This window comes from Mycobacterium sp. TH-M106 (assembly GCF_057473765.1).
Window position 1 is genome coordinate 1 of sequence record NZ_JBYCLE010000428.1, and the last position, 3,265, is coordinate 3,265.

The following is a 3,265-nucleotide window of genomic DNA, read 5'->3' on the forward strand; positions in this document are numbered from 1 at the left end:
GCAGTCAACTCATCAATCCTGCGCAACGCCTCAACAACCACCCCCCGACCAACCATCAACCCAACCTCTCCGAAAGACGCCGCAGCAACTCATCATCATCCATGGACGTCGTGCGGAAGCGTCTGCGGTCGCTGGCGCTGATCGGGTGCGGTCCGGCCGAGCGTCCAGGTGGGCCGCCAACCGCGGGTGGTGCGACTTTGAAATCAGCGACGCCACTCCCCTGACGTGTCACGGTGCCAACCTGTCCGGAACCTCCCTGCCCGAGCTGCGTTTTTCTTTGAACTCGATGATCGTAACAAGCTGCCCTGTAGGAACCTTCAAGGCTGACGCCGTTAGGTGCCGGTTCTCCCAGCACAACCCAGGTTATGTGGGGCTACCGAGGCACCCAACGCTCCCGAAGCTCCCAAGGCTCCCGTGAGCGTCGCTACCTGAACGTCTCTGCCCCGTCGACAGCTGCCACGGCGTCCAGACGGGTGAATCCGCCCTCTTGATAATGCTCCGCGCATACCGAGCGGCGGATCTTGCCACTTGTGGTGATCGGGATGGTGCCTGGTGGTACCAGCACCAGATCCGCCACCCGGACCCCGTGCGCCTTCGCAATGGCCGACGTCACTTTCTGCTTGAGCGCGGGAATCCGATTCAGCAACTCTTGATCCGAGCTGCCCTTCTTCTTGAACTCGGCGATCGCGACCAATTGTTCGCCATGGTGGTTGGGGACTGCGATGGCCGCGGTCCGTCCCCCGGTGATCTCTTGGATCGTCGCCTCGATGTCGTCGGGGTAGTGGTTGCGTCCATCCACGATCAGCAGGTCCTTGATGCGACCGACGATGTAGAACTCGTTGTCGGTGATGACACCCAGATCCCCGGTTCGCAGCCACGGCCCCCGCGGAGTTCCTGGCGAGGGATCGACGATCTGCCCGCCGAAGGTGCGCTCCGATTGTTGGGGCTTTCGCCAGTAGCCGGAGGCGATGTTGTTGCCGTGCAGCCAGATCTCCCCGACCCTGCCGGCCGGATTCTCGGCACGAGTCTCCGGATCGACGATCCGCACCGTGCACGCACGCGGGGCACCGACGCTGACCAGTTCGGAACCGGCTTCGCTTTCGCAAGCCTTCGCATATCCGGCTGCCAGCTTCTCGTAGTCGAAACGAACGATCGTGGGACGCTGCGCCCGCGGTGCCGACCCCGCGTACACCATCGCTTCGGCCAGCCCGTACGACGGCGCAACCGCGTTGGCGGGCAGATTGAAACGGGCGAACCGCTCGGTGAAACGTCTGATCGTTGTCGCGTATATGCGCTCACTGCCGCTGAGGATCGTGTGCACACTCCCCAGGTCCAACCCTGCCATGTCCTCGTCGGAGGTGCGGCGTGCAGCCAGTTCGAACGCAAAGTTCGGCGCCGCGGTACACACCTGGGGGTTGCCGGCCAGTTGCTGCATCCACCGGGCCGGCTTCTGCAGAAAGGCGACCGGGCTCATCAGCACCGCCGGGCGGTCCAGCGTGACCGGGCCAACGACTCCGAGCAGCAGGCCCATGTCGTGGTAGAAGGGCAGCCACGACACCAACGTGATGTCCCGCGGCGGAACTCCGCCGTTGTCCGCAAAGTAGTCGGCCACCACCTGCTCGACGTTCGCGAAAATATTTTTGTGCGACACCACGACCGCGGTCGGCACCCGGGTCGAACCGGAGGTGTACTGCAGCAGGGCGGTCTTGGTCTGCGTTGCGCCGCTGCGGGAGTCGGTGAAGTCCACCGGCGCGTCCAGGTCGAGCGCGTCGACCTCGATGACGGTCGGCGGGCTCGACAGTCCGCCCGCCAGTGAGACGACGTCGTTGACCACCGCCGACGTCGTCAAAATAGCCGCCGGCGAGCTGTCCCGCAGGGCCGCGGAGATCCGCTCGTCGTGGGCGCCGAGCATCGGCGCGGACAGCGGAACCGCGACCAAGCCGGCCGTCATCGCACCGAGGAAGCCGGCGATGTAGTCCAGGCCTTGCGGAGCGATGATCGCGACCCGGTCGCCCGGTGACCCGCAGGATGCGACCTCCCGGGCGACGACCTGCGCGCGCTGGTGGATCTGAGACCACGTCAGGGTCTCGGAGTATCCGTTGGGGTCGACCTCGTAGTCGATGAATGTATACGCAGCCCCCTCCGGCCTTTGCCGGACACGTTCGGCGAGCGCAGCCGGTATGGAAGATACGACCGTCGACACCGAAACCTCCCTCCCCATACCTTGAACTCAGCGTAAAAAACCCGGCCCGATCTCGACGGCCCGGGTAATGCCTCCCCGCGGCAGGCTACCACGGGAACCCCACCGACCGGAATCCGAAAGCACCCTGGACCCCCTCACCGTTGCCTGCAGCATAGGGCTCTAGGCGCGGTTGAAAGGTGGGTTTGCGCAGTTTTCCCGCAAATTCGACTGAGCGGATGGGTGCAAGCCCAGGTCACTGTGGCTGGCGACACCATGCCGAGATCTTCTCCTCGACATCGCCCACGAGTTCCCCAAGGTGGTCGTTGAGATAAAAGTGGTGGCCGGCGAACATCCGGGCGGTGAACTGCGACGTCGTTCGCTCCGACCACGGTGCCACCTTCTCATCGGTGGCGACTTCGTCGCTGTCGCCGAAGTATGCGAAAATCGGGCAGGATAGCGTCGCATCGGGTGGACATTGGTAATTCGCGATGGCCTTCAACCCGCGCAGGGTGGGCAGGATCTTGGCTGCGAATTCCTCGTTCTTCAAGAACTCAGGATTGACCCCGGTCATCTCGCTGACGGCTTCGAGCAGGCCACGGTCGGATTCCGGGATGTGCTCGTACCCGACGCGGCCCGGCGCGGCCGACGCGGAGACGAACAGGGCGCCGATCGGGTTTCCCGCCTCCTCGAACCTGAGGGCGACCTCGAACGCCAACAGGGCACCCATGCTGTGACCGAAGAACGCCACCCGCCCGTCGGACTGGTCCGACAGTGCCAGTTGCTTGCATACCCGGTCGGCAAGCTCGGGGATGCCGGTGAAGGCACCGAGGTCGTGGCTGCCGCCCCGACCCGGGTATTGCACCGCGATGCGTTTGACACCGCTCGAGAACGCGTTGGCGAAGGCTGTGTAATCCCGCGGCGATCCACCGGCGTGCGGAAAGATGTAGAGCTTCAGCTTGCGCTCGGCCACCCGGCCACCTTAGCGGCGATCGCCAGCGCGGCGAAGCCGGGCGCAGCGGGTCGCCGCCACCTGCCCAGCGGCGATCGCCAGCGCGGCGAAGCCGGGCGCAGCGGGTCGCCGCC

2 protein-coding genes are annotated in these 3,265 nt (G+C 65.1%); both read right to left on the reverse strand.

The genetic code is table 11. The features are described 5' to 3' along the window. Positions 1 to 424 precede the first annotated feature (424 nt). Positions 425 to 2,221 (reverse strand): AMP-binding protein, encoded by a 1,797-nt coding sequence (locus AC2VOP_RS15170; RefSeq protein ID WP_486961747.1) that lies wholly within the window; start codon positions 2,219 to 2,221, stop codon positions 425 to 427. 214 nt (positions 2,222 to 2,435) lie between these two features. Next, positions 2,436 to 3,152 carry a thioesterase II family protein gene (locus tag AC2VOP_RS15175; RefSeq protein WP_486961748.1) on the reverse strand — a complete coding sequence of 239 codons (717 nt, stop codon included), beginning with the start codon at positions 3,150 to 3,152 and terminating at the stop codon, positions 2,436 to 2,438. Positions 3,153 to 3,265: the final 113 nt, after the last annotated feature.

What these genes read in the sequence shown, in the direction of transcription:
- AC2VOP_RS15170 (WP_486961747.1), bottom strand. Translation starts at nt 2,221, where the DNA reads ATGGGGAGGGAGGTTTCGGTGTCGACGGTCGTATCTTCCATACCGGCT.